This window comes from Ruminococcus sp. AF17-22AC (genome assembly GCF_003460065.1).
GTDB lineage: Bacteria > Bacillota > Clostridia > Lachnospirales > Lachnospiraceae > Blautia_A.
The window spans coordinates 22,412-47,406 of the sequence record NZ_QRXT01000002.1 but is presented as its reverse complement, the minus strand read 5'-3'; the positions used below and the strand labels follow the sequence as shown (position 1 = coordinate 47,406).

The following is a 24,995-nucleotide window of genomic DNA, read 5'->3' as shown; positions in this document are numbered from 1 at the left end:
GCCATAAAAATATTTTTTTTAAGGAGAATGATTATGAATTTAATAAAAGAACTAAAAGAACAATTAGGATATGAAGAAATCGGTCTCGATGATACATTTACATTTCACTGTACCCAATGCGGAAAGTGCTGCATCCACCGGGAGGATATTCTCTTATCCCCGAAAGATCTGTTTAACATAGCAAAAAAATTTCAAATTACACCAGCGGAAGCCTTGGAACAATATTGTGAAACTTATATTGGATGTAACTCCCGTTTCCCGATAGTCCGCCTGAGACCACAAGGAAGTGTCAAACGCTGCCCTTTATTAAAGGATCAGAAATGTTTGGTTCATGATGTAAAACCGACTGTCTGTGCCATGTTTCCGATTGGTCGGTATCTTACCCTTTCTGCGGATGATAGTTTTCCGAAAAATCCAGAAGAACTGTCTGTTGGATATATCTTTAATAATCCTGAGTGCGGAGACGGAATCGAAACACATACCGTCCGAGAATGGTTTCGTAGTTTTAACATTCCACTAAAAGATGACTATTTCTTTACATGGACAAGAACACAGGCAACACTCTGCAAACATCTACAATTTCTGGAAGAACACATATCAGAAAAGACCATGATTTCAATATGGAATGCTACTTTGATAACTCTGTATCTGAACTATGATATTACAGAAGATTTTCAAACGCAATTTCAGCAAAATTCAGATGCAATCCTATCCTTAATTGAAACACTAGGAACTGTTGACATTCCTAAGAAATCATAAACAACTATAAATACTTTGAGCCGACCAGTTTTGGACGGCTCTTTTTCATATCGCTTTACATTCTGGCAGCTCTTTTGTTTCCTGTTCTTATCACACGCAATCCATTCATCCAAAGTAAGCGGCTGATAATTTGAATACATACAAAAACAGTTAATCATATTACATGGAATATGCTGTGTTTCCCCCTGTGTATTCAGAAATGTTGTTTCAGATGTGATTCCTTGAAATCTTTCCAGCAATCTCTGATCCTGCGTATCGTGTACATGTCCATACAACATATAGGTTTTTGGGTTTCCTTCTGCATTCAATTTATACTGTCCGTTATAACACATAATAGGATAATGACAAAGTATCACTTTTCTCTTATTATCGCTAAGTTCCTCATACATTTTAATCCACTCAAAGCGTGAACTGTCGAAGTTTGGATCCTTGACATAGTGGTCATGGTTTCCCTGTATCAGATATAGACGTCCGTTCAATTTCTGAAGCAACTGGTTTGTTTCTTCAGATTTCCCCCATGATAAATCCCCTAAGATAACAACTTCATCCCTATTACGCACTTTACTATTCCACTGTTTCAGCATATAATCATTCATTGCATTTACATTTGCAAATCCACGTTTATCCATTTTTGTATTCAAATTTTCATGAAAGAAATGTAAATCTGCAATATAATATCTCATTTTATATCATTCCCTCAATCTTGTTTAAATTATCAATATTTACAATTGCCCAGAACACTCTTTTTAAATCTTTCCCTTTCAAAGTTGATGCCGGGATTACCGAATCTTTACCAAATTCCTGAATAAACTGATTTCTGAGTTCACGAATTTTTTGTCCTTTTTCTGGTCCCGATAAATGCTCCATACCTAATTTTTTTTCAATCTCTAATGCCTGTTTTACTTTATCCCAACCCATGCCTGAAATCATCAGTTCATACATCAAGCGAACCAGTGATGCTCCGCAGGCAACCGTTTTGGGATCATACTGCACTTTCCTGTTTAAATATAACGAATGAAAATCATTAATAAACTTTTTCAATTCTGCATCTTCACCGCTATCGGCTTGTTGATAACGCAAAAGCTGTTTCTCAACATCTTCTACGATATATTTAGGTTCATAATCTCTTCTCTCCAGCGTGCTCCCCAGTGTAATCTTCCTTGTATTCCATTCTTGTTCTGCCCGTTTTAAATACTTTTCTTTCACAACAGAGCATTGCATCTCGGATATACAGTTTCTGGACAACATCATAATATCATAGAACTGCTTCACCTGTTCATCCAGCCTTTCATTTTGTACGCCAATCGTATTACAACCTAATGTGGTGAGCTTATCCGCAAATAAATAATTCAATGGAAGGATCTGATAGTTCCATGAACTGTTTACTGCAAATATGTTTTCTCCCGTTCTTCTTTCATATTCCCATTTTTCTGGCTGGAGAATAAATTCTATTTTTAATTCCTGATAGGGAATACTCTCTCTATCCATATTACGTTCTGCATTGGATAGTACAGAAGGAACTTTCATGTAATATGTATGTAATGGAAGATTTGTTTTCGGATTCTTAGGGCTATGTTTATGAAAGTAAAACAATTCGTCTTCTGTCCCCAAATATTCTTCGATTTTCCTCAATGTTTCCTTTATTTCCTCTTCTGTTCCAAAAAATAACATATCAATGTCTACACTTGTTCTTTGAGCATCCCTTGGCAGATAAAACTGCGTGGCTGCACCACCTTTCAATATTATTTTATCTCCTAGTATTTTCTGAATATGCAAGAATAATTCAAGATCCCATAAAAACAGTTCCATTCTCGCCATATTTTTAAACCCAAATTCTTCCATTCTCTTCTGAAAGGTTTCTCTCTGAAATGCTTCCTCTTTATGAAATAACTTTTTGTAATCCAAATTTTATTCTTCCCTTCTAAGTATTTTTCCAAACTCTATTGCCGAATCTGTAATAAACCGATTTTCAACGATAAAGCGAATATCATATTGTATATTCCTTCTTGATGCTACTGTTATCAGCTTCTTTTTATCTATATTTCCCAATCTGCTGAGATTCTGATAAATTCTTACCAATTCTTGCAATGATAGTGGATATCCATTTCTCGTTATTGCAAAATAAAGATCTACAAAAGCCTTCTCTATACTTGCCAGACCTTCACTACTGTACTGAAAATCCTCCGTTGTGTATAAAATCACCTGCATATTATGGCTACCTGAAAGCATAGCATCTTCATACATTTTTTTCGTGTATTGTGGTTCTATCACCTCAAATCCTTCTGCTAATAAATTGTTATATATTTCCTCTTTTGCTGCTTTTTCAATAAATGCAATGACAGGATATTGTTCTGGTATGTGTAACATATATTTTGCCAAAATATCCAAACCGGATATATAATAATAAAATCCCAGCTCATCCATGTAATTTTTCAATTTTTGGGCTGTTTCACATAAAATAATTCCCTGTCTGCCTTTCAAATCATTGAAGGAAAATACACCGTTTCGCACTCTCTTAATGTAACCCGCCTCTACTAATTTAGAAAGATTCCAATATAAAGTAGACTTTTTTAACTCCGGGAAAAGGGGAATTACTTCATCTGTATAAAAGGTAGTTTGATTCCCAAGATTTTGTTTGATTATCTCGTATTTTTTTTCTAATGCTGTTTTGCTATTCATACTACACCTACTTTCTTTTCGTAGTATATCACATAGCACCTATAAATTCAATAAAACAAACGCAAAGTTTATATTTGCGTTTGTTTTATTGTTTTTATTCATAATTCAATCTATTTGCAAATATATCTGTAATTTCAATAAAAAATACGCAAATACTATATTTGCGTATTTTTATTGAAACTCACTAGAACTGCAACAGCAGCTCATATAGCATCCTATAACGTTTTCCAATCTATCCTATTCTTTATAATGGAATGATCCTTGGAACTTGTACACCTACTGTAATTCCCATTTCTATCTTTCTCCTATAATCCTGAAAACTATGGATACGAAACCCAGGCATTCCCCAAGCACAAGAAATTTTGCGAACATAGTACTCGTTTGATTTTGTAAATATTTTCCCTTGCTTCCTGTGCAATAACTTTATAATCCGTAACGACTGAGTTGAAATCTTAGGAAACGTTCCATTAACTCTTTTATACAAATCTCCGCCTTTACTTTCTTCTAAATAAATAGCCTTTCCATATATGCAGGACCATTCTATATACGGAATGTCTATACTTCTTATCCCTGTTTCCATTGCAATTCGCAAAAATAAGGCAGTTTCAAAATCCTTTTTATATAGAAATTCGTCTGCTATCATTTTATAATGATCAACAAAATAAATTGCTCCTATCTTTCTTTCCAGTTCCAACAGCGAAACATCATCCAACCATTCCAATTTTTCTCTGTATTTTTCAATAAATATCATTCCATGTTCAGTTTCTAAAGATTGCCTCAAATCACGGATAGCCTCTGTCCAATATTTTCTTTGTTCAGGTAACAAGAAGCATACCATTTTCTGTAAAAACTTTCCTTCGCTATCTGGATGCCACTGTATTAAACGCTTTAGTTCTTCATAGGCTTGATTTACTTTATATTCCATTGTACTATTTCTCATCTTCAGATTCTCCTTCGTATTGCTCTAAAATCTTTGAAGCCCTCTCCACAAACATCCTGTCTGCCCCTGAAATCTCATATTCTTTCCAAAGTGTCTTATGTATCTGTTCCTCTGTTAAATCCCTACACTTTTCCTGCAGCATACGGACAAATGGATATATCATAGTCGCATGAATATTTTTCCCGGACCGTACCATATCTCCTTCCATTTGATATGCTTCCTGTAAGCATTCCAGTATAATGCGAACATCCGTAACACTTTCTCTCATTGTGCTTCCCCTCATCAGGCTTATCCTCCTATTTACATACGTACTCTCAGTCCATCTAATCTCGACACGTTCAGTCCAACCAGATACCAGTCATCTCCCATTTCAATTCGGACCGGAATCCAAATATCTTTCACCTTTACATCGAAACATTCCCCGCAATGTAGTCCTCCATAAAAAGATTCCAAATCAAAACGTATATCATACCTCCCTGTTTCAGTATCATAAAACAATGTTCCTTCTCTGTGTTCACTCATAACATCTGCCTCCTTAAATTTTTCTTTTACTTAGTAATTACCTCATCTCTATACAGATTGAAGAAATTCCGGAAAAATTTCATAAAAGTTTTTCCGATACCGATAATAGGTAGAAGAAGTTAACCCCAACTCCCGCTGCAGTTGTGTCGGTGTTACCTTCTTTTGTACCACCCTCATAAATTCCTGGTTAAACTTTTCCTGTTCTATAGCCCGTGGTCTTCCTACTTCATCCCATTCACCCCGAAGCCTTTTTGCCTCCATACCTTCCTTTTGTCGCTTCTCCTTTTTCTCCATCTCTGCCTGTGCCATGGATGCATAGAGTTCAATCATCATATTATTGATTGTTTCTATCATCATCTTTGCCAGATTATTTTCCATCTGAGACAGGTCAAACAACGTGGTAGGAAGTTCCAATACCATTACCCGAACCCCTTTTTCTTCTAAAAAACGTAGCTGCTTTAAAATCTCCTGCTTGTTCCTGCCAAGTCTGTCCAGCTCTGTAATAATCAGGGTATCCCCTACCCGTAAAACATCTTCCACAAGAACGGTATAACGTGGTCTGTCAAAATTTTTACCGGTTATCTTATCTGTAAAAATACTTTCCAGTTTAATTTTCTGATTTTCACAGAACCTCTTTATTTCTATAATACCTCGGTCCAAGTGTTGTTCCTTAGTACTGATTCTGTGATACCCATAATATGCCATACGTATCCCCCTTTATACATTCCCAAAAAGTCTTAAAATATTTTGGCATATCTCAAAACTTTCTTATATACTTTTTGGAAATAAAAAAATAGCCTATTACATCTCCCATCAAAAAGCATACTTTTTGGTAGGTGACTTTCACTACTTCTGTACGCAAGATGGCATAAAAAAGCAACAAAAAAAGACAGAGGTTTTAAAAAATTTCCTCTGTCTTCAGATCAACTATTCTGGAAAGATGTCCATCTTTTTTCCTTCAAACTTATATCCTACACCTCTCACTGTTTTAATATAGCGGCACTGCTTTAGCTCCGGTTCAATTTTCTTTCTCATACTGGATACCAGACAGTACACAATATTATCAATGCTTTCCGGCAATTCCTCGTTATAAAGAATCTCAAAAATTTTTTCTTTGGTAAATATCACACCTGGTCTCCCTGACAAAAGCATAAACAATTCATACTCTGCTTTCGTTAAGACGATCTCCGTCTGTCCTCTATAAATCTTATGATAATCCGGATAAATCCTAAAATCGGAATTTTCTTCATCCTCTCCCCGGATGTTTTTTATATTTTCCACTACATATTCTTTGTATCCCAATACAGTTGAAATAGTTACTTTCCCCAAGCTACACTTCCCTTCTGTTTTCTCTTATTTAGAAATCTCATCACACAGATTCCTTTTAAAAATGATTCTCTATTCTCCATTCATCGATAAGCTGTACAACCTGCGTTAAATTGGTATACCAGATATAATGTCCTCCATTTACAATATATAACTGGTGATTACCAGATTCTAAATCCAATTGATTTCTATGAGCAGTCTCCCATGCCGGAACATTTTGTACATTCTCTGAAGAAATCATGGTTAATACAGGAAGTGCCGATGGGAATTTTTTATTCTTTATAGAGAGTAATGATTGATCCATCCCGTTCACTTCATTTCTAATCGTATCGTTGCTGCTTAAAGAATATGCCTGAATGTATTCCTCCCTATCACTCTCCGTATAAGTGTACCCGGAAACCTGTGGTAATGCTGCCCCATATTTATCTGGATCTGTTTTCAGTGCCATCTGGAATTCTTCCAAAGAAGAAAAAGAATTCTTGATTTTCTGAAATTCATCAATTCCCTGCAGCATATATTTCTTTTCCATTTCCATAGCCTCTGCCAGTTCTTCATCATATACCGTATTATCAACAGCAATGAAACCTTTTACTTTTTCGGGATAATTCTGTACAAAGTTGAGTCCATATACTCCAGAAATCGAATGTACCAGCAATACACACTGCTTAATTCCCATGGTGTCCAGTGCAGCATTCAATTCACTATTGATATTATCTACAGTTCGATCCATTGCTGCAACATCACTAAGCCCATATCCAAACGGCTCTACAATCACTATGTTAAAACTCTCATCTAAAGATTGTGCCAGAGGTTTGAAGTAGATATGCGGTGATGGAACTCCCAGAGCCGGCATCATCACCAATGTGGTTTTTCCTTCATCTGCAAATGTTTCTCCACTTGCATCCAATTTTCCATACAAAGCAAGATGCATATTATTCCCTTTCACTGTGATATATTTACTCGCATATCCAACTTGTGTTGCTCCCATAGCATATACCATATTAGAATTTCCTACCAGAAATGTAAACAGCATCGCAATCGTCACAATTCTTGAGATTCGCTTTTTGTATCTTCCCATACGTTTCCTCCTAATAAATTATTTCAAATATTTTTTCAGTTCTTCTACCTTATCTAATCTTTCCCATGGAAGGTTGAGATCGTTTCTTCCAAAATGTCCATAGGCTGCCGTCTGTTTATAGATCGGACGGCGGAGATCCAACATCTGAATGATTCCTGCTGGTCGCAGATCGAATTCTCTTCTTATCATCTCTACCAGACTCTCATCTGAAATTTTCCCACTTCCAAAGGTGTCTACCATAATAGAGGTCGGATGAGCCACCCCAATTGCGTAAGACAACTGAATTTCACATTTATTTGCCAGACCTGCAGCCACAATATTCTTCGCAACATAACGAGCAGCATAAGATGCAGAACGATCTACTTTCGTACAGTCTTTTCCAGAAAAAGCTCCGCCGCCATGCCGTGCCATACCACCATAGGTATCTACAATAATCTTGCGTCCTGTTACACCACTATCGCCGTGAGGACCGCCTATGACAAAACGCCCTGTTGGATTGATGAAAAATTTTGTATTCTCATCTACCAGTTCTGTTGGAATAATCGGTTCCAATACATATTTTTTTATATCAGCGTGGATCTGCTCCTGTGTCACATCTGGATCATGCTGTGTTGACAGAACCACTGCATCCAGCCGGTGCGGAATACCTGCTTCATCATATTCTACAGTAACCTGACTCTTACCGTCCGGTCTTAAATAATTCAACAAACCATCTTTACGGACCTGAGTAAGCTGCCGAGTCAATTTGTGTGCCAGTGAAATTGGATATGGCATAAATTCATTCGTTTCGTCACATGCGTAACCAAACATCATACCCTGATCCCCAGCACCAATTGCATCAAGCTCTTCTTCTGACATTTTGTGTTCTTTTGCTTCCAATGCCTTATTCACGCCCAAAGCAATATCTGCTGACTGCTCATCAATTGCCGTTAAAACAGCACAGGTATGTGCATCAAATCCATAATCTCCATTGTCATAACCAATTTCTTTGATTGTTTCTCTTACCACCTGCTGCATATCTATATACGCATTGGTCGTGATTTCTCCCATCACTAATACCATACCCGTTGTAATTGCAGTCTCACAGGCCACTCTGCTCATCGGATCCTTCTCCATAAGAGCATCCAATATGGCGTCTGATATGGCATCACACATTTTGTCCGGATGCCCTTCTGTTACTGATTCTGAGGTAAATAATCTTTTCTCCATAGTAAATTCTCCTTTGTATCAATATTTCATATTTGTCAATAACATAAAATATCTTTACTATGATTACTATATTTTTTGTCTACATTGTACTTTTTTCTGTCCGGTTGGTTTTGCCTTCAAATCAAATAACTTTTCTATTCTTCTACGAAATAACATATCCGTCTGATTAATTCTGGAATATTAACAGGACTGGTTATATAATCGCTTACACCTTCATGGCGATATTGATATTCTAAAGATAAATCTTTATTATCAGTGAATATAAAAAACGGCAACTCTCTGAATATTGGCTCCTTCGTGTTTTGATATATTCCAGCAAGCTTTTTCATAGAATGAAAAAAATCCATAGCAATTCCATCTTGTAAAAACAAATCACACAGAATCAATTCAATATCTTGACATTCTAATAGTTTATCCTCTGCTTCCCATATAGTTTCTACCATAATCATATATATCCCTTTTTTAAGAAGCTCTGTTTGTATAATAGACGTGATTTCCGAATTCTTTTTTACAAGAAGTATCTTATGAAAAGTAGCTCCCTCTCCATTGGATTCTTTATAAGCATATTCCAATAATGTTTCCTTCACTAAATCGAATTGTAATTTATTCATACATATCTTAGCTCCCTTTTCCAATGCTTCTTTCTCATAATATTTTTTGTCATAGCATGTAAAGAAAAGGAATGGAATTTTGTATGTTTTCTCCCTCAAGTATTCTAGCAGCTCCATTCCACTCCCATCTGACAATTTCAAATCCGAGCCTATAATGAGTATTTGTTCCTTTTCTATAAGCTCTTTTCCTTGTGATACTGTAAATGCAACTAATACATGATATCCTTTTCGCTGTAGAAAGTTTTTTATATGCCAAATGTAATTACTATCGTCCTCTATTAACAATATCTTTTTCATTTCTTATCTCCATTAAAAAATAATAGCAATGAGAAGTTACCTCTATTTTATTTGTATCTAAGGCACCATACCAATTTCATCATAAACCACTTTAAGCAAGTACGGTATATCTAATGTATATTTTGATTTTTTCTTTGCCTATTTTAATCTTATATATTTTTAGCATACATCATTCTCCCCATAAAAAAAGCAGTGTCATCCACTGCCTTTTCTCCATCACTTAATCTGTTATTTCCACAAATGAGTATCTTTCTTCTTTCTTTTGCACAATTGCAGAACCCGTTTGTTCTTGTATCGTTTTTAACAATTCTTCTACATATTTTTGAGCTTCATGCACTTCAATATTCATGGCGTATGCAATTTCTCTAATTGAAAAACTCAACTCTGAATCGCTCATCAACAGTTGTAAAATCTCCCATTGCATATCAGTAATTACAATTTCTGCACCATCATAAATCATCCTTTTCTTGTCAAATTCAATATCCCATTTTCCGAAATGAATTCTTTCTTCTTCTAATATATTTTGCATATCTAATCGCATAACTACAAAAGACACTTCCGGCCAACATTTCTTTAATAATTCCTCTGCTTTTTTTCTTTCCTCACAATTCTTAAAGTATAATAATTCTCCCATCCTCTATCTCCTCATATCATTTATCATTATACTTTAAGTTTACATCCGAATTATTGCAGAAATCTTATTAAATTATTCCTTTAGCCTTTTTTCTACGATACTATCTTCATTGTATTTGTGTAACTGACCGCCCAATAAACGCTTTCCTATAATAATCCAAGTATCTCTATTGTACTGATCCATATCCCTATACAATTCCATAATTTCTCTTTTATTATCCTGCTCTCTCTGCTGTTCCTCTTCATCTTTTCTCAATATATAATCAACTGGGACCTTAAAGAATTTGGATAATGCAAGCAACATATCACCAGAAATATTCTCGTCTACATTTTCATACTTACTAATTGTCTGCTGACTGACTCCTATTTCTTCCCCTAATCTCGTCTGAGTCAGGCCTAATTTTTTTCTTAATTCAGATATTCGATTCACAAGCGTACACCTCCCGATACACTCATTTTACACTTAAATACACCTGTGTTTTACTTCTTTTAAGAGTATTACTACTATGTATCGCGGTATATCGTAGTATTACTATCATCATTTCCTTACATCTATACCGAAAAAAAGTCAATCTATACAAACAATATTACAATTTCTTTTCTTTTAAATATACTAGTGCTTATAGGGGAGGAGAAATGCTTATGAAAAAACTATTATTGATTGGCAACCCGTCCGTCTTGGGGAAAAATCTGGAGAATATCTTAAAGCAAAATTATGATACCGATTTTATTTCCACCGTACCAAAACAAATCGGCAGCATACCATTTAACTCTTATAATGCTTTGCTCTTGGATTTCACACTTTTACATAACTACAGTCTTACCATAAGTAAAACTGCAAAACAATGCTATCCAAACATCATTGTTCTGTTTTTATGCCCTACCAATATTCCAGAACAAATTATTTTGGATTTGTATGAATCCGGTGCTGATGACCATTTATATATTTCTCTTTCATCACCAACACTTTTGCTGAAAAAATTGGATATCTTATTTACCAACTATCATCTAGCCACAAAGTATGAAGACAGCCACATAACTTTAAATTTTGACTCCTTGACCGCAGTGATTGAAGGTACTGCTACTTCTTTTACTCCATTGGAATTTAAACTACTCAAACTGCTTTCTTTAAATCCAAACACCGTTTTAACCAGACAATATCTTTTATATTCTCTATGGGATCGAAATGGAAATTACGTAGAAGAAACTTCTCTGAATAGTATGATCTGCCGTATACGGCATAGAATTGATACCGAAAATCATCATTATATTAAGACAATATATGGAATTGGATATATGTGGACTTTTCCATCTTAAAATAAATTGGGGATGTGAAAAAACTCGATTGAGTTTTTTCGCATCCCTCTTTTTGCTTTTGTTGTGTATAAATTGCTAGAATCCTACGCTGAAAAGGCACACTCCCCCTACCCCATAGAGATTCTCTTTTTGAATCTATGCGGCAGTTCTATTTCTCATCTTTTTGTTCTGATATTTGTATAGATTATGTCCTATTGCCACAAGTAAAACTTCTAGTTTAACCGAATTAATACCTCTTCGGACAATTCTCTTGTACCAACGGTCATTTTTCATGATTCCGAAAGTGCCTTCTGCTTGTATCGAACGGTTCATTCGTAACAGCGCACCATGAATACTTTCTAAGTTTTCGATTACTTCCTGATGCATTGCAGTGAGTTCCTGATTGATCCGAACAGTTCGATTTTTAGCTGTTTTCTTACATTTCTCTGCATATGGACATCCACTGCAATCTTCACATTCATACAGTTCTTCCTTGCGTCCGTATTGATTTCCCCTCACACTTCTTCTGTATAAAAGATGAAATGCTTTATCGTTAGGACATCTCATGACACCTTGTTCATCAATTCTAAAATTAACTGCACGAAAGGGATCTTCATGATACTTTCGTTCCTTGGTTTCCTTTTTAAACATTGGAAACTTCATATACTTTTCCATTCCGTTCTGTTCGCAAAAAATATAGTTGTTATATGATCCGTAGCCAGCATCTGCCACAGGATACTTGGGATAGAAGCCATACGTTTGTTTGAAGTGCTTCATCAAAGGAATGAAACAGTCCATATCGGAACGATAATGGTTCACGTCAACAACTGCGATATATTCATCTGCTACACCAATCTGTACATTGTATGCCGGCAGAAGCTGATCATTGCCCATGTAATCCGTTTTGATGCGCATAAAGGTAGCTGATTTATCTGTTTTAGAATAGCTGTTACGATCAGGACCGCAAATGTCAATTCTTTCTATATATTCCTGAAGTTTCTGACAGAAACCAGTCAAATGTTCATAATGACGCTGCTCTTTGGATTTTCTCTTTCCGCTTCCGTAAACAAAGGTACTGATATCTAGATCCCATAAAAGCTTTAGCTGATCAATGATTTCATTCAGATAATCTGGTACATACTCAGAATTCGTTGAAATCTGTACTCCACTCCATGCGATTTCTTTGTTGATTTCCTCAATCTCCCCAGTGATTTTTTCATAAAGCTTGTAACGGAACTTTTCGGTAGCCTTCTTCCAAACCCAGGTATATTTGTTGGCGTTTGCTTCAAACTTGGAACCATCGATGTAGATATGTTGCAAATCCACATGCTCCTCGTTGAAGATCGCTTGATTGATATCGTTAAAAATGTTTTCAATCTTATCCTGAAGGACTTCGTTGATGAAATATCCAAAGGTTCGGTATGATGGAGTCTGGTGATCCATGAGATACATGAATCTGATATTGACTTTGCAGTTATCTTCCAGTTCTCTCAGGGAGCAGTAGCTGCTGATCATAAATCCGAAAAGTACTGTTTTTAACATGTTGACCGGATTATATCTGAGCCGTCCAGTTGTGTACTCCGGAATATCTGTCAGATACTTATTTAAATCGATTCCTCCCATCAATCTGTCAAATGTTAAAACAGGATCCAGCATATCCAAACAATCTGAAAGAAACAGTGGTAAATATCCTTGTTTTGGATTATTATAATTTATAGTTGAAATTTTCATCGCAAGTTAATTTTAACATAAAAGAGGACCTTTCGTTCATTTTGAACGAAAGGTCCTCTTTTTCCGTAGAGACTGTTATTTCACAGCCCCTGTTAACATTTCGACATTACTGTACACAAGTAAGCAAACAATCCATTGTCATAATGCAGTCATGCATGCATCTATATCTCGTATTTCCACAGTCTACAGTATACACATTAATTTCCTCCACAGTCAGTTCTGCTGGATTCGTTCTTTTTTCTTCCATTCATAACACCTCTCGTACTTTTATACATATAATACTTGTTCCTAATCATTTTCGTCACATATCTTGCTTATTTTATTATTTTTCCTAGTTGGATACCACTTTCTTATTTTTCATCTTTTCTTCTAAAATTAAGGAGACTATTGACTATGCACGGAATAGTCTCCTTATCTTCACTATTAACTATGTTATGCCATATTTTATCTTGCCGTAGTATTTAAGGTGATTTCTATTCTCACCTACAACATTAATACTCTTCTGAAATCCATGGTGAATTAATTGGACAATCATTCATACAATGAACCTTAATATCACCACAATCCTTGATATATACATTTACTTCTTCAGTTATAAGTTCTTTTGTTTTACGTTCTTCCATGGTTATACCTCCCTAACAAATTTAATTTTACTCCAAACTCTGCGACTGTAAAAATTTTTAATGATCTTCAGTCATCCACGGCGTTGAAAACGGACAATCAGTAACACATTTTAACTGTACTTTTCCGCATCCATAGTCTATGTCACCGTAAACATTAACTTCTTCTTCAGACAAGTTATTTACATTGTTTTCTGTCATAAATAAGCCTCCTCTCTAGGCAAAACATAATTAATAACTACATTGAACGCAAATTTCTTTGCTATCCTTTGTTTGTCTATCGTATCGCACTTATATATTTATTTCCATATTTCTTGTATAAATCGCACTTTTTATTTACTAATTGGACATTGCCTTTCAATATCCCTTATTCTTCTACTACCACCTGTTCAATTAATGTTTTTTAGATTATGTATCCTGAATATTAAAATTCCAATAAATATCCGAGGTGGCTTTAATTTCAACAGAAAAACAGACTGAATTATCACAACGCTCAGACATTTCAAAAATTTCTTTGAGAAATGGCGAAAAAAAGCGGGGTAGCACACGCCGCCCCGCCGATCCTATCTCATTCCATCGTCCTGATTTGCTCAACAAGAGATTGCTTTTTCAAATTTCCAATTGTGTAAGAAATCAAGATAAACTGCACCACCAATAGAATAGCCAAATATATCAATACGATTAGCCACGGAAATGAATAATAAAAGTATGGATTCATCGTTTTCACAACTACCTGTACGGACAGAAAACCCAGTCCAATTCCCAAAACCAATGTTACAAGCGTAGCAAAAACTGAATAAATCACCCCCTCATAACACAGCATTTTGATAAGTTGCTTTTTACTCAAACCAATCGCTTGTAACATTCCAATTTCCTGTCTCCGGGACAGGAAATTGGTGATTGTCGTATTGACAAGGTTGATTAAAGAAAAGCACACAACAATAACAGCCACTATCAACAACACCCCAAAAGAAAGTTGTTGAAGTCCACTATAATAAGTGATACTTTCTTTTATGGTTTCCATAACCAAATCGCTATTTCTGTCTATCAGTTGATTTAATGCAGCTTCAACCATATCGAATTTTTCCGTGTCCGTAATTACGGAAATAGTACCTGTACAATCTATCCCGGTCGCTTCATTCATAAGCTGCTCTGGAAGCGTAAAGCATTTTGAAAAGCCGGAATACGAATATTCTTTCACAATGCCCATGACTGTATAGGTTTTTGTACGAATTTGGCCAGATTCGGTTTTATAGTTCACTTCGACGGTATCACCCAATGCAGCCTCAATATCATAGAGATCGGCACGCTCTTGAAGCAAGACAATTCCATTGCCTGCCACCAGTTCATCATAATCAATCGTGCCTGCAATTCGTTCTTTCTCCAAATTCTGCTGCTCATCCCGACAAAAGCCCTGAATCCAATTTCCAGAATTACCATTTACACGATATTCTGCGTCCGTGTAATACCAGCGTTTGATTCCCGTAACGCCGTCAATAGATTCTACTGCATTTACAAAATCGGCATTTAGAAAATTCTTTTGCTGTAATCCAGACAAAGAAATATCGGCGGTGTCCCACGATTGATTTGCGTTGAGCTGGATGTTAAATTCACCGACAGGGAAAGCCCTGCCTCGTGCTTCTGCAACGCCATCATAGGAAGCTAACATTGTCGAAATCAATACAACCAATACTCCGCCGAGTGAGAGAGAAAATATTGTTAAAGTAGACTTTGCCTTTTGTCTGGACAGATTCATTTTAGCAAGTGAAGCAGGCGTTATTTTACGGTGCAGCACGGAACTTTCTTTCATTTTCCCCTGATAATTGGAATATCGCAATGCTTCCAGCGGAGATACTGCCGCAGCTTTTTTTACAGGAGTATGAATAGCAATCATCACAATAATAAATGCAAAAAGACCAACCCCCACCGTCACACATAAAGTAGTCAGCCAGTACCAACCGGCAGGAACCAGAAAGTACCCAATCACATTTCCAATAACCAGACCAATCGGGATAGCAATGGCAGCAAGTAATTTTCCCTCGCGGTAAACCATCTTTTTAATCTGTCGTTTTGTTGTTCCGATTGTGCGAAGCTGTCCATAGTTACGGATACTGCTTGCTACTGAAATATAAAAAATCGAATAGATCACAATGCCGGAACCAATGAAAGTTATAAAACCAATCAAGAAATAGAACAGCATATCACTTCCACTATTTTCGTCCTTTAAGTTGAAATAAGTAGAACGGACAATCACATTATCATCGGAAATTTTTAATTGCTGTGCCAGAGTGTTTGCATAGTTGGCGGCTTCTTCCTCGCTCATATTTTGAGCACCATTCAGCCCAATGTAATAATCAATCATGCCCTCGTCGCCATACTGTTGTCTTATTAATTCTTTCGATATAATAGCTGTATAGCGCCCAATATCGCCAGTTTTCACATCTAAGATTCCCGTCAATTTGAAATCATGGGTAGTGCCGTCAGAAAAGGGGATTTGAATTGTCTGTCCCAATTCATTTGAATAGCCCAAACTATCCAAAAAGGATTCCTGTACTACAATTTCATCCTCCGAAGCTGGTAAATCTCCCGAATAGGGCATACTTTGGGATGTTAGCATATCCGCATTTGCATAAGTAAAATTCACGGTTGAATGGTTTACCTGTTCAGAAAATGCGTTAAAAAATTCCCCAACCCACGCAATTTCTTCTTGCTTGTATAGTTCCTGTCCCTGTTGTTCAGAAATCGCATGATACATAATCTGTGCTGTTTTTTGGTTGCGGTTCTGCGTTTCCTGCATAACCCCAAAACCATAGAGAACAATAGCAGATAGCAATGCGCTTGCAAGTGCAATCGTCAAAACAATAAAGATATTTCTTTTTCGATTCGCCGATATACTTCGATTTGATATGCGCTTTACTATGGTGCTGCTATCATTCTTAAAAGGCCCTGTCATAACCTGTCACCTCCTTATTGCACAATCCTGCCGTCCTCAATGTGGATAATCCGATCTGCAAGGCGGGCAATGTCGTTGTTGTGGGTAATCATGACTACGGTCTGGTGGAACTCCGAACTTGTACGCTTGATTAACTCTAGCACCTCAGCACTGGTCTTGCTGTCAAGGTTGCCAGTCGGCTCATCGGCCAGCACAATAGCCGGTTTGCTAATCAGAGCACGTGCAATCGCCACACGCTGTTGCTGTCCGCCGGAAAGATTGTTCGGCATATTTTTCAGTTTATCTTCCAGCCCCAGCAGATGAACGATTTCGTCCAAAAACTTCTGATCCACCGTGTCCCCGTCCAGTTCCACTGGCAGGACAATATTCTCATACACATTCAGGATGGGAACGAGGTTATAGTTCTGGAAGATAAAGCCGATATTGCGGCGGCGGAAGATGGTAAGCTGTTCATCGTTCATTTTCGACAGCTCTTTGTCCCGAACAATCACGGTTCCGCTGGTTGGAGTGTCCAGCCCCCCCATCATGTGAAGCAGGGTGGACTTACCAGATCCAGAAGTTCCTACCACCGCTACAAACTCTCCCTCTTCTACTGAAAAATCGACCCCATCCAATGCACGGGTAACATTTGGTTCTTGACCGTAATATTTTTTTAATTTAATTGTCTCTAAAATCTTCATTCCATTTATATCCTTTCCTTCAAATAATATGTATTTTCATAATTTGTCTTTTAATTAAAGCCTTCTAATTTTTCAATCAGAAGGCTTTAGTTTCACTAATTTCCCATATAATAATCAAGATTCAATACTTAACCAAGCACTTCCGTCTATACAATCCTGTAGGCAAAATTCTTGTATCTTACCACATTCAGCAGTGTAAACATTAACTTCCTCTTCCTTTAGTTCATATCTTTCTTCCATAATGTTCACCTCCCACACATTGTTATATTTTCTTTCAGAATATTATTTTTAATAATTGTTTTCCATATTTTATGTTTATTTTGCACTTTTTTTACCTATGTGGATTTTACTCTTTTTTTTCTTGATTTATAATCTCTTTTACTTGTTCTAAATATTGTTTATAATGTTCCAATTGTTTTCTTTTATCTTCTTTGGCGTTGTAATAGAATAATACATATTTCAACATTGATTTTATAAAAATACAACGATAATCATATGGTTCATCAGAAGCTAAACACCTACCACCACATATATATCTATAGTCGCATTCTCTACAGATTTCCTTATAAGTTACACAAAATGTCTTCTTTATCTCTTCTGTATTCATCATTTCTTCCAACCTGACCAAAATCTTCTGAGGAGTATCTTTGATAATATTTCCCATTTTGAATTGGCATTTTTCCATACACTGGCACATATAAATATCCCCTTCAGGGTAAATTGCCATAACTTTTCCATATCCTCCACAAGAATCTCTTACCTGAATTCTCTGGTGGAAACCTCTAGCAATCTTTTTGTTCTCATACCCCTTCCCAAGCATATAATTTAATATTTTCAGATTCATATCGATACGTTCCGTATCTGTCAGTATTTCAGAATTATCCTTTGCCCGTCCTACCGGGGAAACAATATTGAAAAGAACATCTGTATCATATTTCGCAGCAATGTCAATCAATTTATACATATCAGCTTCATTCGTTTTTTCGTAAATGAAACTAAGCACTACCTTAATCCCTGCCTGCTGGCACATCTCTATGTGTTCAACTAACTGTTTCTCCTTTTCAGGTGTTCCGAACATGTGCATTGTACTAAAATCTATTTCATCTATATACCCTTTCAACTGTTCTGTTAATTCCAGAGTAAGGGCAAGACCATTACTCTGCAACGTGATTGGACAAGACAATCCATTTCTTAATGCTTTTGCAATTTCCACAATCTGAACTTTAATCAATGGTTCTCCACCTGTAATAATCATTTTATGTGGTTTGTTTTCCTGAAAGAATGGAATCACCTTATTCTGTATATCCTCCAGCTTAAATTCATTTTCTGGATGCAATTTGTCGTTTGCACTGATTGCACAAAATTCACAATTCATATTACATTTTCTAGTTACCATCAAATATACAGTATTGATTTTCTCATGATTATTTTCTATTTTTTTTATAAATTCAGTTTGCTGCTTCCATACAGGATATAGCTTTTCCTGGAACTCTGGTTTATCCAAATTATCTGCAAATCTTTTACTTACCCCCAGGCAGACTTTTCCTATCGGATCAATTAAAGCCACTTTTTCTCCTTCTGTAATCTTAATAAAATCATTCATTTTATTTTCCATGGCGAATATATCTCCTTTCATATTCTTCTTTCATATTATTTAGTTGCTTTTCGGATAAGTTTTCTTTTATCAAATTATACATCCATTTTGTCACTTTGCAGTTGACCTCTATTGGTCTATATACATCCTTATTAACTTCATAATTAGAAGTCTGGCATCCTCTTGTTTTACAATGATTTATGTATTCACATCCTTCACACATCGAATCGACCTTATCATTCAAATAAACAATTTCTCTAATTCTTGGTACATCTAATCCTGCCTTTACTGTACCAATTTTAAATTCTGGTAACTCGCTACAAGTATAAATCCCCCCATCGGTCGTTACATAACAAGTTGCCAACCCTGCTTTACAAGCATAAAACATACACGGAAATAAGTACGATTTTACATGCTGTTCCCATAAATTCCAAAAAAGCATTTGTCTAGTTTGAATAATATAATTCTTATATAAATAAAATACCTGTTCCAATTGTTCTTTCAAACCATGCAAGTCATTTTCATTCCACATGCAATAATGGTCAATTCCTGATTCTAGTTTTCTTATACCTAAGTCAAGCAAGAATTGGAAACTCTCTGCATAATATTGATAGTTATTACTTGTTACGACACTGGCTATAGAAATCTGATTTCCTGTAGCCTGTTCATATTTTCTCAATAATGGAAGGTTCTTCATAATTTTTTCAAAACTTCCATTTCCTGCATAATCTCTCCTATTCAAATTCTGGACATACTCAGGACCATCTAAACTCACTTTCACCTCAAATGTATTTTCCACAAAAAAGTCAATTATCTCATCTGTAACCAACGTTCCATTTATCGTAGTACTGAACTTGCATATTAAGTTTGTTTCCTGGCATTTTTTCTTCGTATAACCTACCGCATCTTTCATCAGATTAAATGCCATAAGAGGTTCCCCTCCAATAAAATAAACCATAAGGGTCCGATCATACTGCTTATTTGCTTCATGGACCGCAATATCGATTGCCTTTTGAGCCGTTTCTAAACTCATGTATGTATTTTTCTTTTCGCCCAGATAGCAGTAAGTACAATTCAAATTGCACTTATTTATTATCTCTAATGACAGTGTATACATTTTCTCGCCTCCTAAACTGTAAATTGGTCCAGATTTCTATTTGTTTTCTTCTGGAAATCCAATCTTTCCACCATATTAAATAAGGGATATCGCAAAACAATTTCTGTCTTCGGATGTTCCATGGCATATATCCTGATTCTATCTTTATACTCACATATTTCCTGATAATTGTTGTGATCAATAAATAGCACCGGATACTGCTCTGCTGTTTTTATATTTCTCAATTTTTCCATTCCACTTTCAAAAGTATCGCATCTCTCTGTTCTCGTAACTTCCCGTATGAAACGCTGCTCTAAAGGTTCTTCTATACGGTTCGTTAGAAAATAGCACTGTTTTTGCTTCAATGTATGATATGGATAATATCCATTTAAAGTGCTATGAACAAACTGTAAAATTGCCTGTTCATATTCATCCTCATAATTGCTTAGATACCCTGTTATTACAGCACACCCAAAGCTATTGCCCTGATAAAATTTAGGGATGCCCACATGATAAAGAGAAAAAAATTTAGAGGAAAAAATCACATCCGTTCCTGTACCATCATATTGGAGAACCTGTAAAGGATTCTCTATATCCAGGCATCTTACTCCCATTACAAAAGGGAAGGAAGCCGGATAGGTTGCTTCTACTTGCTGATTAGAGTATGCTGCCACAATCAAAATCCCCTTTTCTGTAGCTGCTCTACATACTTCCTCTATTTCTTTGTGATATTTGTACTCATCTCCTATACTCATATTAATTATGTCTACCTGTTCCTCTATCAGTAATTCAATACCTTCTATCATATCCAGAACCGTACTCTTTTTGTTCTTCCTTACAATAGGTACCAAAATAATTTCAGCTTCTGGGTTTTCCTTTAAAATAAAAGAACAGACATATTCCGCATGGGTAAATCCAAAGGCATCTTTAGTGTATTCCTGGTCTTTCCATTTGCAGTCTATTTTTACAATTTTCTTATCCTGAAAAAAAGGATTATCAAAGGATCCATTGGAATCCAACACACCTATCCTCACTTTTTACTCACCTACCTTATATGTAACTTCTCCAAATCCACAATAATATCTGCTTCTCGCAATTCTTCCAGATTGTGCGTAGAAAAAATAATAATTTTATCCCCTGATAGCTCATGTAATAATTGATAAAAACGTCCTCTTCGTTTTTCATCGATATTTGCAGTGGCTTCATCAAAAATCAGAATTTGTGAATTTTTCAAAATATTCCTCATAATATCCAAACGTCGCATTTGTCCCTCTGAGAAATTGCATGGTTCTAACTTTATCTCGGTATCCCATACCATTTCTAAAGTATGGATTTCATCATACAAATCCAAGCACTTTGCCACTGTATCCATTTCTTCCTCCGAAACAATATGTAGTAATCCCATATTCCGTCTTACCGTATCATTGAAGAACTGTGTACGCTGCATAACATATCCTGTATTTTTCCAATAGCTGTTAATATCTAATTCCTGCAAATCTGTGTTATTCACAACTACTTTTCCTTCTGTCGGTTGATACACACCTGTTATAATTTTGAACAGAGTGCTTTTGCCTTGTCCACTTTTTCCATGAACTCCGTAAAGAGTGCCTTTTTCGAACTTCAAATTGAGCCGGTCAAATACCTTCTTATTCGACTCTGTATAAGAAAAGCTCATCTCTTCTAAGGAAATGTTGTTAACTGTTGTTACTTTCTCTCCATCTCCTTGTTTCTGATCCGGATACTGAAGCAAACCATTGATATCCTTTAAGGAAACTACGGCTGTATGATACTCGTTAGCAAACTGTGCGATTCCAATAATAGGATTCATAATAATTGTCTGGTAATTCATCAAGGCCATAATGGTACCTATGGTCATATTTCCTTTAAATACTTCTTGTGCACCGACTACCCAAATTATGACTGTTCCCATAAACTGAATTACAAGTATCGTAGATGTATTCAATATGTACAACAAATTCTGACTGTTCGTCTCTTTTTTATATTTCTGATTTTTCTCAAAATACAGATCATGTACATATTGCCCACATTGAAAGAGTCTTGTAATAAACCAATTATCATAGGTGTTTGTCAGAACACTGGTAATACTGTTATATCCTTCCAGAACTTGACCACTGGTTTCCTGTATCAATTTCCCCAGGATTCTACTAATAAAAGGAACGCTGACAAGTAAGATAATATTGGATACGGCAATTCCCTTATGGATAGAAAACATATATGGAGGAACAACCACCAGGATAACCATATTGGAAACCAATGTGATAATACTTGTAATTCCACATTGTTTCACTGCTGAAACATCTTTATCTACTTTCAGCAAAATGTCACTTAGCTTTATCTTCTCAAAAAAATTCACGCTTACTGTTGATAATTTATCTTCTACCTTTTGTCGCATATCTGCAGCTATCTCTTCCGATATGACAGCCACAACATAACGCTGTACATAATTCATAAGGTAGTTCAGTAGCAACATTCCCAAGAACACAGCTAGAAGGAACATAAACGCAGATAAACTGGTACTATGCGGATTCCCCAAATCATCTATCACTTTTCCCTGCAGCTCCGGACGCACCAAAGAAACCCCCGCTGTTAACACAATTATCGCTATCGTTAAAATATAGGAAGGTAGTAGCTTTTTCCTAAAAGCATACTCTTTTAAAAATCCAAGGTATGGGCGACTTTGTTTACCTTTCATCACCTAACCTCTTGGCAATCTTCTCTCCGAACTCACTGAATTTTAAATCTTCCTCCTGGATATAGTCTATATACACTCCTAATTTTTCTCTAACTATTTCAATCGGCTGCTGTAAATAATATTCAAGAATCTGCACCATTGCCTTATAAAAGATATGTTCAAAAATACACTCTGCATCCGATGGTACATTAATCTTCCCTGTATTGATAAAATTCATATATCCGCATTTCATACCATGACAAAAATCTCGGATTGTGCATCCCTTGCACTTCGGATCGGTTTTATCAAAGTTCGACATTGCTATTAATTTTGCCTTTCTTATATCAACACCTTCCTTGATATTGCCTATACAATATTTTTCATTACTTGTAAGAAATCCGCATGGGTATATCTGACCGTTCGGAAAGATCTTGAAATTTCCAATTCCAGCATCGCACATGCCAAAGCAGTTTCCAAAGTTACACAACATATTAAACATTTTTCCATCAAATTGATCTATAGTAAAAACTCTGCCCGCTGCTGCCTCAGCCAAATAGTATTGCAAAATTTGTCCCACCTGTTTTTCAAATTCTGCCTTCAGTTCATCAGATATTTTTAAATATACATCCATAATCATACAGATGTTATCCAAGCCATGCTCATGCAGGTAACAGATGTTTTCGAACATATACGGAATGGTATTTTCTGTGACCGTCATTCTTACAGAAAAATTCAATCCACTATCCTTTACCTTCATGATATTCTCAAAAATTTTGTCATAGCAAGAAACTTCATCTTTCGCAACTCTGTTCAAATCATGGGTTTCCTTATTCCCATCAAAACTAAGGCGTACTGTAAAACGATTTTCTTTCATAAATGCAATGAACCGATCATCCATCAGGGAACAATTGGTAGTAATATAATACTTTACTTCCCTTTCCGGATAATTATCTTTGATATAGGCTACTGCCTGGTAAATTAACTCTTTCTTCAGCAAAGGCTCACCGCCCAAAAAATCAATCAAGACTTTCCCTCTATCCCCATAATTCATCATAAACTCCAAAGAGTCCACAAGTGTTTTTTCATTCAACTGATAATGGTTATGGTAGTCTTCATAACAATACTGGCATTTAAAATTACAATCTGTTGTCATATATAATGTGAAATTATACATATCTGTCTACTCCTTTCTTAAATATACTAAAAACAATTTTAATCAAATTCTCCTATTTCGCCATATATTTTGATTATTTTGCGTATTTTAGTGTCTAAATGGCATAAAAACAGGTCTTGATATTCTTAATACCAAGACCTGAAAAATCTTATTAATAGATTCCTACCTCTTTACCAAATTTATACATATATTGGGTTACCGTCTGTATGGCATGCTGAACAGATCGCCTGCCTGCACTATCATAGGTACTTTCATTTTGAGCATTCGCCGCAAGCCCTTTCGCATGCTTTGCTGCTGAATACATCAAGTCTCCCGTTGATGTATTTAATGCAGTTGTATATACGGAAGAATTAAACGAATTCCCTGCTATTGTGTAAGATTTACGGTTTTTATCTACATATTTTTCAAAAGCAGAATGATTGCTGTTTACTGCTGTTAGGTTCGATGCATGGTGTGGTTCATTTAAGTCTGACACATAATGTGTGCCTTTTCCTAAATTTGACATAGCCAATTGTACGTCCCCTGCACGATACGCATTTACTGCTTCCTGAAAATATGACTCTGCTCTTGTCCTAGCTGTCGGGGATGTTTGCCCCAACCAGTTTTTTCCAGAATCAGGATCATAAAAGTGTCCGGCAAAAGTTCCTGCATCCGTTTCATTTCCGAGTTTATCCGGCCAGTCAGTTGCTTCCATAAGAATAGATGAATTCAATTCGCCATTAAATGCACTATTGCCCTGATCATTACTCAGAATTTTAAGTGCATTTGCGACTATATACTGATGTGTGTGATCTACTCCACCGGACGAAAATCTTTCATCTGGATTTGCGCCATGCTCAATCGGAACCCCTTCTCCATAGAGGTCATCAGAACCATTTGCAATATCCTGCACTTTCGTTGGAAGTTCCGGCTGTTCCGCTGCCATAACTGGTATAGTTCCCAATAAGACCCCCACTGATACCATGGCAATAAATAGTTTCATTTTTTTTCGCATACTCATGCCTCCTCTTCTTTTTTTCTTTATTTTATATCCTACTTCAAGAAAAAACATAAAATTTGTTTAGTTTGTATTTTTTATGCCTTATCTGGACTAAAAAAATGGCAC

General features: G+C 36.0%; 28 protein-coding genes. 2 read left to right on the top strand and 26 right to left on the bottom strand.

The window, feature by feature from the left end; translation table 11 throughout:
• The first annotated feature begins 33 nt into the window (after positions 1 to 33).
• Positions 34 to 759 (top strand): YkgJ family cysteine cluster protein, encoded by a 726-nt coding sequence (locus DWW86_RS03500; protein ID WP_117942298.1) that lies wholly within the window; start codon positions 34 to 36, stop codon positions 757 to 759.
• On the opposite strand, the gene DWW86_RS03495 is transcribed toward DWW86_RS03500, so the two are convergent.
• From DWW86_RS03495 to DWW86_RS03435, 13 genes are all read right to left on the bottom strand, one after another.
• Positions 687 to 1,442 carry a metallophosphoesterase gene (locus DWW86_RS03495; RefSeq protein WP_117942297.1) on the bottom strand — a complete coding sequence of 252 codons (756 nt, stop codon included), beginning with the start codon at positions 1,440 to 1,442 and terminating at the stop codon, positions 687 to 689. The genes DWW86_RS03500 and DWW86_RS03495 overlap by 73 nt on opposite strands.
• A gap of 1 nt (position 1,443) precedes the next feature.
• Positions 1,444 to 2,664 (bottom strand): nucleotidyl transferase AbiEii/AbiGii toxin family protein, encoded by a 1,221-nt coding sequence (locus DWW86_RS03490; protein WP_025579064.1) that lies wholly within the window; start codon positions 2,662 to 2,664, stop codon positions 1,444 to 1,446.
• Positions 2,665 to 2,667: 3 nt separating this feature from the next.
• Positions 2,668 to 3,438: a DUF6577 family protein gene (locus DWW86_RS03485; RefSeq protein WP_025579065.1), complete on the bottom strand. Its 771-nt coding sequence runs from the start codon at positions 3,436 to 3,438 to the stop codon at positions 2,668 to 2,670.
• A gap of 244 nt (positions 3,439 to 3,682) precedes the next feature.
• The gene (locus DWW86_RS03480) at positions 3,683 to 4,378 is read right to left on the bottom strand and encodes a hypothetical protein (protein ID WP_025579067.1); all 696 of its coding nucleotides are present in this window, start codon (positions 4,376 to 4,378) and stop codon (positions 3,683 to 3,685) included.
• Positions 4,368 to 4,661, bottom strand: coding sequence for a hypothetical protein (locus tag DWW86_RS03475; RefSeq protein WP_117942296.1), 294 nt, complete (start codon positions 4,659 to 4,661; stop codon positions 4,368 to 4,370). The genes DWW86_RS03480 and DWW86_RS03475 overlap by 11 nt, the downstream gene beginning before the upstream one ends.
• A 17-nt stretch (positions 4,662 to 4,678) precedes the next feature.
• Complete coding sequence (locus DWW86_RS03470; protein ID WP_025579070.1) at positions 4,679 to 4,900, bottom strand: DUF5348 domain-containing protein; 222 nt, start codon at positions 4,898 to 4,900, stop codon at positions 4,679 to 4,681.
• Between the two features lie 48 nt (positions 4,901 to 4,948).
• Positions 4,949 to 5,605: a recombinase family protein gene (locus tag DWW86_RS03465; RefSeq protein WP_005340281.1), complete on the bottom strand. Its 657-nt coding sequence runs from the start codon at positions 5,603 to 5,605 to the stop codon at positions 4,949 to 4,951.
• Between the two features lie 222 nt (positions 5,606 to 5,827).
• Positions 5,828 to 6,229: a winged helix-turn-helix domain-containing protein gene (locus DWW86_RS03460; RefSeq protein ID WP_025579072.1), complete on the bottom strand. Its 402-nt coding sequence runs from the start codon at positions 6,227 to 6,229 to the stop codon at positions 5,828 to 5,830.
• Between the two features lie 55 nt (positions 6,230 to 6,284).
• Positions 6,285 to 7,304: an alpha/beta fold hydrolase gene (locus DWW86_RS03455; protein ID WP_117942295.1), complete on the bottom strand. Its 1,020-nt coding sequence runs from the start codon at positions 7,302 to 7,304 to the stop codon at positions 6,285 to 6,287.
• Between the two features lie 18 nt (positions 7,305 to 7,322).
• Positions 7,323 to 8,513 carry a methionine adenosyltransferase gene (gene metK, locus DWW86_RS03450; RefSeq protein ID WP_117942294.1) on the bottom strand — a complete coding sequence of 397 codons (1,191 nt, stop codon included), beginning with the start codon at positions 8,511 to 8,513 and terminating at the stop codon, positions 7,323 to 7,325.
• A 134-nt stretch (positions 8,514 to 8,647) separates the two neighbouring features.
• Positions 8,648 to 9,421 carry a response regulator gene (locus tag DWW86_RS03445; protein ID WP_117942293.1) on the bottom strand — a complete coding sequence of 258 codons (774 nt, stop codon included), beginning with the start codon at positions 9,419 to 9,421 and terminating at the stop codon, positions 8,648 to 8,650.
• A gap of 220 nt (positions 9,422 to 9,641) precedes the next feature.
• Positions 9,642 to 10,055 (bottom strand): hypothetical protein, encoded by a 414-nt coding sequence (locus DWW86_RS03440; RefSeq protein ID WP_117942292.1) that lies wholly within the window; start codon positions 10,053 to 10,055, stop codon positions 9,642 to 9,644.
• A gap of 72 nt (positions 10,056 to 10,127) precedes the next feature.
• The gene (locus DWW86_RS03435) at positions 10,128 to 10,484 is read right to left on the bottom strand and encodes a helix-turn-helix domain-containing protein (RefSeq protein ID WP_117942291.1); all 357 of its coding nucleotides are present in this window, start codon (positions 10,482 to 10,484) and stop codon (positions 10,128 to 10,130) included.
• Positions 10,485 to 10,696: 212 nt separating this feature from the next.
• On the opposite strand from DWW86_RS03435, the gene DWW86_RS03430 reads away from it, so the two are divergent.
• On the top strand, positions 10,697 to 11,371 hold the full coding sequence (locus DWW86_RS03430) for a winged helix-turn-helix transcriptional regulator (RefSeq protein ID WP_181985297.1): 675 nt from the start codon (positions 10,697 to 10,699) through the stop codon (positions 11,369 to 11,371).
• 135 nt (positions 11,372 to 11,506) lie between these two features.
• Here the strand turns inward: DWW86_RS03430 and DWW86_RS03425 are convergent, their stop codons facing one another.
• The 13 genes from DWW86_RS03425 to DWW86_RS03385 form a co-directional block, all read right to left on the bottom strand.
• Positions 11,507 to 13,081 carry an IS1182 family transposase gene (locus DWW86_RS03425; RefSeq protein WP_117942289.1) on the bottom strand — a complete coding sequence of 525 codons (1,575 nt, stop codon included), beginning with the start codon at positions 13,079 to 13,081 and terminating at the stop codon, positions 11,507 to 11,509.
• Positions 13,082 to 13,187: 106 nt separating this feature from the next.
• Positions 13,188 to 13,328 carry a hypothetical protein gene (locus tag DWW86_RS17075; RefSeq protein WP_173903473.1) on the bottom strand — a complete coding sequence of 47 codons (141 nt, stop codon included), beginning with the start codon at positions 13,326 to 13,328 and terminating at the stop codon, positions 13,188 to 13,190.
• 244 nt (positions 13,329 to 13,572) lie between these two features.
• Complete coding sequence (locus DWW86_RS17260) at positions 13,573 to 13,704, bottom strand: hypothetical protein (protein ID WP_270515179.1); 132 nt, start codon at positions 13,702 to 13,704, stop codon at positions 13,573 to 13,575.
• Positions 13,705 to 13,761: 57 nt separating this feature from the next.
• A complete protein-coding gene (locus DWW86_RS17070) occupies positions 13,762 to 13,902 on the bottom strand; it encodes a hypothetical protein (protein ID WP_171026670.1) in 141 nt (46 codons plus the stop codon).
• Between the two features lie 367 nt (positions 13,903 to 14,269).
• A complete protein-coding gene (locus DWW86_RS03420) occupies positions 14,270 to 16,654 on the bottom strand; it encodes an ABC transporter permease (RefSeq protein WP_117942288.1) in 2,385 nt (794 codons plus the stop codon).
• Between the two features lie 14 nt (positions 16,655 to 16,668).
• Positions 16,669 to 17,334 carry an ABC transporter ATP-binding protein gene (locus DWW86_RS03415; RefSeq protein WP_117942287.1) on the bottom strand — a complete coding sequence of 222 codons (666 nt, stop codon included), beginning with the start codon at positions 17,332 to 17,334 and terminating at the stop codon, positions 16,669 to 16,671.
• 114 nt (positions 17,335 to 17,448) lie between these two features.
• On the bottom strand, positions 17,449 to 17,574 hold the full coding sequence (locus DWW86_RS17255; protein WP_255647045.1) for a hypothetical protein: 126 nt from the start codon (positions 17,572 to 17,574) through the stop codon (positions 17,449 to 17,451).
• 106 nt (positions 17,575 to 17,680) lie between these two features.
• Entirely contained in the window at positions 17,681 to 18,949 is a 1,269-nt protein-coding gene (locus DWW86_RS03410) for a radical SAM/SPASM domain-containing protein (protein WP_227164643.1), read from the bottom strand.
• On the bottom strand, positions 18,939 to 20,045 hold the full coding sequence (locus DWW86_RS03405; protein ID WP_117942285.1) for a radical SAM protein: 1,107 nt from the start codon (positions 20,043 to 20,045) through the stop codon (positions 18,939 to 18,941). Before DWW86_RS03405 ends, DWW86_RS03410 begins: the two co-directional genes overlap by 11 nt.
• A gap of 11 nt (positions 20,046 to 20,056) precedes the next feature.
• Positions 20,057 to 21,058 (bottom strand): S8 family serine peptidase, encoded by a 1,002-nt coding sequence (locus DWW86_RS03400; protein ID WP_117942284.1) that lies wholly within the window; start codon positions 21,056 to 21,058, stop codon positions 20,057 to 20,059.
• Between the two features lie 11 nt (positions 21,059 to 21,069).
• Positions 21,070 to 22,737 (bottom strand): ABC transporter ATP-binding protein, encoded by a 1,668-nt coding sequence (locus DWW86_RS03395; RefSeq protein ID WP_117942283.1) that lies wholly within the window; start codon positions 22,735 to 22,737, stop codon positions 21,070 to 21,072.
• Entirely contained in the window at positions 22,727 to 23,869 is a 1,143-nt protein-coding gene (locus DWW86_RS03390) for a radical SAM/SPASM domain-containing protein (RefSeq protein ID WP_243105282.1), read from the bottom strand. The genes DWW86_RS03395 and DWW86_RS03390 overlap by 11 nt, the downstream gene beginning before the upstream one ends.
• 172 nt (positions 23,870 to 24,041) lie before the next feature.
• Positions 24,042 to 24,884 carry a zinc dependent phospholipase C family protein gene (locus tag DWW86_RS03385; RefSeq protein ID WP_227190898.1) on the bottom strand — a complete coding sequence of 281 codons (843 nt, stop codon included), beginning with the start codon at positions 24,882 to 24,884 and terminating at the stop codon, positions 24,042 to 24,044.
• Positions 24,885 to 24,995 lie beyond the last annotated feature (111 nt).

What these genes read in the sequence shown, in the direction of transcription:
- DWW86_RS03500 (WP_117942298.1), top strand. Translation starts at nt 34, where the DNA reads ATGAATTTAATAAAAGAACTAAAAGAACAATTAGGATATGAAGAAATC.
- DWW86_RS03495 (WP_117942297.1), bottom strand. Translation starts at nt 1,442, where the DNA reads ATGAGATATTATATTGCAGATTTACATTTCTTTCATGAAAATTTGAAT.
- DWW86_RS03485 (WP_025579065.1), bottom strand. Translation starts at nt 3,438, where the DNA reads ATGAATAGCAAAACAGCATTAGAAAAAAAATACGAGATAATCAAACAA.
- DWW86_RS03480 (WP_025579067.1), bottom strand. Translation starts at nt 4,378, where the DNA reads ATGAGAAATAGTACAATGGAATATAAAGTAAATCAAGCCTATGAAGAA.
- DWW86_RS03475 (WP_117942296.1), bottom strand. Translation starts at nt 4,661, where the DNA reads ATGAGGGGAAGCACAATGAGAGAAAGTGTTACGGATGTTCGCATTATA.
- DWW86_RS03470 (WP_025579070.1), bottom strand. Translation starts at nt 4,900, where the DNA reads ATGAGTGAACACAGAGAAGGAACATTGTTTTATGATACTGAAACAGGG.
- DWW86_RS03465 (WP_005340281.1), bottom strand. Translation starts at nt 5,605, where the DNA reads ATGGCATATTATGGGTATCACAGAATCAGTACTAAGGAACAACACTTG.
- DWW86_RS03455 (WP_117942295.1), bottom strand. Translation starts at nt 7,304, where the DNA reads ATGGGAAGATACAAAAAGCGAATCTCAAGAATTGTGACGATTGCGATG.
- metK (WP_117942294.1), bottom strand. Translation starts at nt 8,513, where the DNA reads ATGGAGAAAAGATTATTTACCTCAGAATCAGTAACAGAAGGGCATCCG.
- DWW86_RS03445 (WP_117942293.1), bottom strand. Translation starts at nt 9,421, where the DNA reads ATGAAAAAGATATTGTTAATAGAGGACGATAGTAATTACATTTGGCAT.
- DWW86_RS03440 (WP_117942292.1), bottom strand. Translation starts at nt 10,055, where the DNA reads ATGGGAGAATTATTATACTTTAAGAATTGTGAGGAAAGAAAAAAAGCA.
- DWW86_RS03430 (WP_181985297.1), top strand. Translation starts at nt 10,697, where the DNA reads ATGAAAAAACTATTATTGATTGGCAACCCGTCCGTCTTGGGGAAAAAT.
- DWW86_RS03425 (WP_117942289.1), bottom strand. Translation starts at nt 13,081, where the DNA reads ATGAAAATTTCAACTATAAATTATAATAATCCAAAACAAGGATATTTA.
- DWW86_RS17075 (WP_173903473.1), bottom strand. Translation starts at nt 13,328, where the DNA reads ATGGAAGAAAAAAGAACGAATCCAGCAGAACTGACTGTGGAGGAAATT.
- DWW86_RS17260 (WP_270515179.1), bottom strand. Translation starts at nt 13,704, where the DNA reads ATGGAAGAACGTAAAACAAAAGAACTTATAACTGAAGAAGTAAATGTA.
- DWW86_RS17070 (WP_171026670.1), bottom strand. Translation starts at nt 13,902, where the DNA reads ATGACAGAAAACAATGTAAATAACTTGTCTGAAGAAGAAGTTAATGTT.
- DWW86_RS03420 (WP_117942288.1), bottom strand. Translation starts at nt 16,654, where the DNA reads ATGACAGGGCCTTTTAAGAATGATAGCAGCACCATAGTAAAGCGCATA.
- DWW86_RS03415 (WP_117942287.1), bottom strand. Translation starts at nt 17,334, where the DNA reads ATGAAGATTTTAGAGACAATTAAATTAAAAAAATATTACGGTCAAGAA.
- DWW86_RS17255 (WP_255647045.1), bottom strand. Translation starts at nt 17,574, where the DNA reads ATGGAAGAAAGATATGAACTAAAGGAAGAGGAAGTTAATGTTTACACT.
- DWW86_RS03410 (WP_227164643.1), bottom strand. Translation starts at nt 18,949, where the DNA reads ATGGAAAATAAAATGAATGATTTTATTAAGATTACAGAAGGAGAAAAA.
- DWW86_RS03405 (WP_117942285.1), bottom strand. Translation starts at nt 20,045, where the DNA reads ATGTATACACTGTCATTAGAGATAATAAATAAGTGCAATTTGAATTGT.
- DWW86_RS03395 (WP_117942283.1), bottom strand. Translation starts at nt 22,737, where the DNA reads ATGAAAGGTAAACAAAGTCGCCCATACCTTGGATTTTTAAAAGAGTAT.
- DWW86_RS03390 (WP_243105282.1), bottom strand. Translation starts at nt 23,869, where the DNA reads ATGACAACAGATTGTAATTTTAAATGCCAGTATTGTTATGAAGACTAC.
- DWW86_RS03385 (WP_227190898.1), bottom strand. Translation starts at nt 24,884, where the DNA reads ATGCGAAAAAAAATGAAACTATTTATTGCCATGGTATCAGTGGGGGTC.